Origin of the sequence: Microcoleus sp. MON2_D5 (assembly GCF_036701905.1) — a bacterium.
In the GTDB taxonomy this organism is placed as follows: domain Bacteria; phylum Cyanobacteriota; class Cyanobacteriia; order Cyanobacteriales; family Microcoleaceae; genus Microcoleus.
In genome coordinates this window covers 1-4,959 of sequence record NZ_JAUBRM010000183.1, presented here as the reverse complement: position 1 = coordinate 4,959, position 4,959 = coordinate 1, and the positions used below count along the sequence as shown (strand labels likewise).

The following is a 4,959-nucleotide window of genomic DNA, read 5'->3' as shown; positions in this document are numbered from 1 at the left end:
GTACTGGAATAATAATGAATCCTCCTGTATTTATTGTTTTAAGCACTGCCTAGCCCTTAACTGAACCGTATTGGATTTTAGATTGGAAAAAGTGATCCACGGATAAATCCGTGGGCTTGTTTAATGGTTTCGATCAGAGATTGTCTGGCAAGTCGCCGATCGACCTGCCGATGCTAGCGAGCAATTTCTCCAAAGCTTTCATCTGCTTAACGGTGAACGTGGGTACATTCTTTCCCAACTCCCAACCGCTGATGGTTGGCGACGAAACGCCAAGCTCTCGCGCCAAATCTTCCTGACTCATCTCCAGTTCTTCCCGGAGCTTCTTCAAATGCGACTCTTCATTTTCAGGTCGCGGAACGGGCTTTTTCGGCATAACTTCGATCGCAGATTTTTCCGATCAGATGCTTAAACATCTTACTTGCTTCCCCGGAGAAGATTATCTACTTCTGATTCTTCCTGACTCTTCCTTCGCGTTTTTCGTGTCTTCGCGGTTCAATCATACTAATTTTTCCCACCCGAAAAAATTAATTAAACAACAAACAGATCGCGCAACGGTAAGGCGCATAGCTGGAAAGACGCGATCGCTCCTATTCTCATTTGAAATGTTATGGGGCGATCGTCCCCAGCCTACAAAGACTCGCACCAAGCACGCTCCGCCGTCCAGTGCCTGTCTGAAGATTCATAAATCCTCAACCCATCCAACCCGGCATTTTGGATCATCTCCTCAACTTCATCCAGCGTAAATGCTGCTTGCAACGAATCGCTGAATAACTGTTTCTGATGCGCGTTGCAATCTCCCGCATACATTTCGACTAAATGAGTCCTCATTGCCTCATCCATAGGTCGGAGTAAATCCCGCAAAAATATTGCTCCGTTCGGTTTTAATACCCGCTTGGCTTCCTGCAAAAACGGCAGTGGATCTGGCAAATGGTGAATAATGCTGTTGGAAATAACCATGTCAAAATAATTGTCAGGGTAAGGCATTGCCTTAGCATCAATTAATTCGAGATTAATTTGCGATCGCGCGCCCGCCTTTTCCACATTTTCCGCCCCGACTTTCAGCATATTTGCCGACAAATCGATGCAAGTCAATTTCCATGCTGACCGGAGTTGACAAAGGGCGATCGGAATTCTCGCCGTACCCGTCCCCGCATCCAAAACGTTTCCAAAAACCGGCCCCAAGGCCGCAGCACTCTGAGCAAAAGCAGCATTAACCTCAGTAAAGTCCATCGAATCGTATTCGATCGCCTCTTCCAAGGAATCCATCACTTCCGGTTCCAAAACTCGCTGCATAAAATTTATCTCGTTATCTGGCATTTTCATATAGGGGTTCAGTTTCGCCTGCAAAAGCTCGACTAACTCCGGTTCCATATATTGGTAATTGTCCGGGATTTGCAGGCAAATAAGCTTCTTGCCTTCGAGACTTTCCGGGAATTTGCTGCGGAGTCGATCGCCATGCTTCTTCTCCATCACAAATATCAAATCTGCCCAACCGACAAGACCCTCAGTTACTCTAATTCTTGCACCTTTTTCCGTTCCTGCCGATCGCACGCTGTAGCCACTAACCTTCTGGCATATCTTCTCGGCAGTCAAACTCCTCCACTTATTCCGGCTGCACACAAACAATATCTTGATTTTATCCATTCAGACACAAATACAAAATTCTATGTTTATCGTGGCACGGGCGTCCCGCCTGTGCTTCCGAAGCGGTTAAAAAGCTCGATCGAATTTCCCCACTATCGCACCTTCTTTACCACAAATCATGTACTTTGTCAAACCTACCTAAATCTCCGTTACAATTCTTAAACCATAAAATGCGGATTTTGCATAAACAATTGTGTTTATTACATTTGCAGAGTTCGTTAATTTTACGGTTTTAAAAGCTTTCAGCATCAAAAACTTAAATTAGTCATAATGCCCCTGGAGTGTGAAAATCCTACCACAAGCTTCAAAGCAAGTAAATAGGTAAAATAATTGAGAATGAAGTCAATAATTTCGGTCGTCTTTAGATTTGTTTAAGAATTGAGAAGTCAAAATAGATCGAACATTTAAAACTAAATCGACTTTTAGATTGTTTTTGCTTATTAAAGTAGCTGGAGTTGCCCCGAAGACCGATCGACCCTCAACAATAGATACAGATGCTCGATCGCACAATGGCATCAAACAAAACTCGATCGAACTCTGCTAGAATTAGTAAAACGAAGTCGTTATGAGTTTAAGTAAATAGCTATGACCAACGAAACCGTAGAAAACCTAGTAATTATCGGCTCAGGCCCTGCAGGCTATACAGCAGCAATCTACGCAGGTCGGGCCAACCTGAAACCCGTAGTGTTTGAGGGCTACCAAGCGGGAGGCGTCCCCGGCGGTCAACTGATGACCACCACAGAAGTCGAAAACTTTCCCGGCTTTCCCGAAGGCATCACCGGGCCGGAGCTCATGGATCGGATGAAAGCTCAAGCAGTGCGCTGGGGTGCCGAATTATACACAGAAGATGTAATTTCGGTGGATTTGACCAAGCGTCCGTTTACAGTGCGATCGGAAGACCGAGAAATTAAAACCCACACGATAGTAATAGCTACAGGCGCGACAGCCAAACGGCTGGGGCTGCCTAGCGAACACGTATTTTGGAGTCACGGCATTTCTGCCTGTGCCATTTGCGACGGCGCTACCCCACTTTTTAAAGGAGTAGATTTAGCTGTAATCGGCGCGGGGGACACCGCAGCGGAAGAATCTATTTATTTGACAAAATACGGCTCTCACGTACATATGCTGGTGCGGCGCGATCAAATGCGCGCCAGCAAAGCCATGCAAGACCGAGTGCTGAGCAATCCCAAAATTACCGTTCACTGGAACACCGAAGCAGTTGATATTTTGGGCGAAGCGGGCGGCAAAATGGACGGGGTGAGACTTAGAAATATCGTGACAGGCGCTGAGAGCGATTTGCTGGTGAAAGGATTGTTTTATGCGATCGGTCACACTCCCAACACTCAACTGTTCCAAGGTCAGTTAGAACTCGACGAAGTAGGCTATATCGTTACCAAACACGGTTCGGTAGAAACCAGCGTTGAGGGAGTTTACGCCGTCGGCGACGTACAAGACCACGAGTTTCGCCAAGCCATCACCGCCGCCGGCAGCGGCTGCATGGGGGCCATGCTGGCAGAACGTTGGCTGTCAGTCAACGGTTTAGCTCAGGAATTCCGCCAAACCGAGGAATCCGAGCAACCCGTCGCAGCGCCGGAAGCTCAAAAAGTCCGCAAAACCAGCGCGAACTTTGATATCCAAGACACGCGCCACGAAGGAGGTTATGCTTTGCGGAAGTTGTTCCACGATAGCGATCGACTGATTGTGGTCAAATATGCCTCTCCGAGTTGTGGGCCTTGCCACAGCCTCAAGCCGATTTTGAGCAAAGTAGTAGATGAGTTCGATGGCAAAATCCACTACGTGGAAATTGACATCGAAGAAGATCCAGAAATTGCTGAAAATGCTGGCGTGATTGGTACACCGACGATTCAGTATTTCAAAGACAAAGATATGGTGGCTGAACTCAAGGGAGTTAAGCCGAAAAGCCAGTACCGCGAGTTAATTGCCAGTAATTTGTAGGAAGTCGATCGATTTTAGATTTCAGGTTCGCCAAGGGAGATTTAACCTAAACTCAACTTGCGTCCCACCTGCCAAAAAAACAGTTTATCCCCTGCGCGGGACTGGCGCGCAGGGGATAAACCGGTTTTTTTTTATCCCTATCGCGCGAAAAAACCCGGTTTGTCGCGAGTGTTTGGCGAATGAGAAAGAGGATTTTGGAGTGTTCCGAGTTTTTTCGCCGGAGTGCTACTAAAATCGAAAAGTCTTATATAGGTCGATCGTCATTATGGCTCAAAGCCGCCTCCGACTGCCGCGATTTCTCAACAGTGCCTCACCGTCAAGCCTGTCAATGAAAATGATGTGGGCAGGTTTGACAATAACTGCCGTGTTTGTATTGGTAGCCACCTTGTCTCCAGCTATGCAAGCTTGGGGATGGCTGCAAAATCCTACCGAGGCTTTGATTAACCCCATCCACGAACCGCCGTCGGCGAATTATTGGTTTGGTACTAGCCGCAGCGGCTACGATGTGTTTTCCCGCACGCTGTTTGCTTCTCGCGCGGCTTGGCAAGTGGTAATTTTAGCCACTGCTTTGAGTTTGTTTATCGGTGTGCCGCTGGGTTTGGTTAGCGGTTATTTGGGCGGTAAGCTCGATCGAGTGTTGTTATTTTTAATGGATACAATTTATACTTTGCCGGGGCTGCTACTTTCTTTGACGCTAGCGTTTGTAGTGGGGAAAGGAGTTTTGAATGCTGCGATCGCCCTGAGCATTTCCTACATCCCTCAATACTACCGCGTCGTCAGGAATCACACCGTCAGCGTCAAAACCGAATTGTTTGTCGAAGCCGCGCGAGCAATGGGGGCTGACACTTGGACAGTGCTTTCGCGCTACCTGTTTCTGAATGTGATTCAGAGCGTACCTGTGCTGTTTGCGCTCAACGCTGCCGATGCAATATTAACATTAGGAGGTTTGGGATTTCTCGGATTAGGACTTCCCGAAGCGACTCCCGAATGGGGACACGACTTGCGTTTAGCTTTAGATGCGCTGCCTACTGGCATTTGGTGGACAGCTTTGTTTCCCGGTTTGGCGATGACTTTAATGGTGGTGGGACTGTCTTTGGTGGGGGAAGGATTAAACGAGTTTGTGAACCCTCGCCTGCGGAATCAGCAGTAATTTGTCTCGCGGTTAAATTAAGTTCGCAGTCAGGACTTTAGTGCTTATTCACAAATATAAAAAAAACTGAAGTCCTGACTACAACCGGCGCTATAAAGAGATGGTTATATCGGCGCGATTAATTACTAAATCTGGCGTTGCTGAATTGAGGTATGATCCGACGACCGTCCCTGGCAGTTCAGGTCGAATAGCGCTCAAATCAGAGTATA

4 protein-coding genes are annotated in these 4,959 nt (G+C 47.3%); 2 read left to right on the top strand and 2 right to left on the bottom strand.

Annotated features, from left to right (window positions below):
- Positions 1–133: 133 nt before the first annotated feature.
- A complete protein-coding gene (locus QUA47_RS30235) occupies positions 134–373 on the bottom strand; it encodes a helix-turn-helix transcriptional regulator (RefSeq protein ID WP_333433536.1) in 240 nt (79 codons plus the stop codon).
- 254 nt (positions 374–627) lie between these two features.
- Complete coding sequence (locus QUA47_RS30230) at positions 628–1,644, bottom strand: methyltransferase domain-containing protein (RefSeq protein WP_333433535.1); 1,017 nt, start codon at positions 1,642–1,644, stop codon at positions 628–630.
- A gap of 585 nt (positions 1,645–2,229) precedes the next feature.
- Between QUA47_RS30230 and trxB the strand changes: the two genes are divergently transcribed.
- Together trxB and QUA47_RS30220 are read left to right on the top strand one after the other, a co-directional pair.
- Entirely contained in the window at positions 2,230–3,600 is a 1,371-nt protein-coding gene (gene trxB, locus QUA47_RS30225) for a thioredoxin-disulfide reductase (protein WP_333433534.1), read from the top strand.
- Positions 3,601–3,865: 265 nt separating this feature from the next.
- Complete coding sequence (locus tag QUA47_RS30220) at positions 3,866–4,750, top strand: ABC transporter permease (RefSeq protein WP_333096144.1); 885 nt, start codon at positions 3,866–3,868, stop codon at positions 4,748–4,750.
- Positions 4,751–4,959: the final 209 nt, after the last annotated feature.

Coding starts and splice junctions, on each gene's coding strand:
- QUA47_RS30235 (WP_333433536.1), bottom strand. CDS start 373: ATGCCGAAAAAGCCCGTTCCGCGACCTGAAAATGAAGAGTCGCATTTG.
- QUA47_RS30230 (WP_333433535.1), bottom strand. CDS start 1,644: ATGGATAAAATCAAGATATTGTTTGTGTGCAGCCGGAATAAGTGGAGG.
- trxB (WP_333433534.1), top strand. CDS start 2,230: ATGACCAACGAAACCGTAGAAAACCTAGTAATTATCGGCTCAGGCCCT.
- QUA47_RS30220 (WP_333096144.1), top strand. CDS start 3,866: ATGGCTCAAAGCCGCCTCCGACTGCCGCGATTTCTCAACAGTGCCTCA.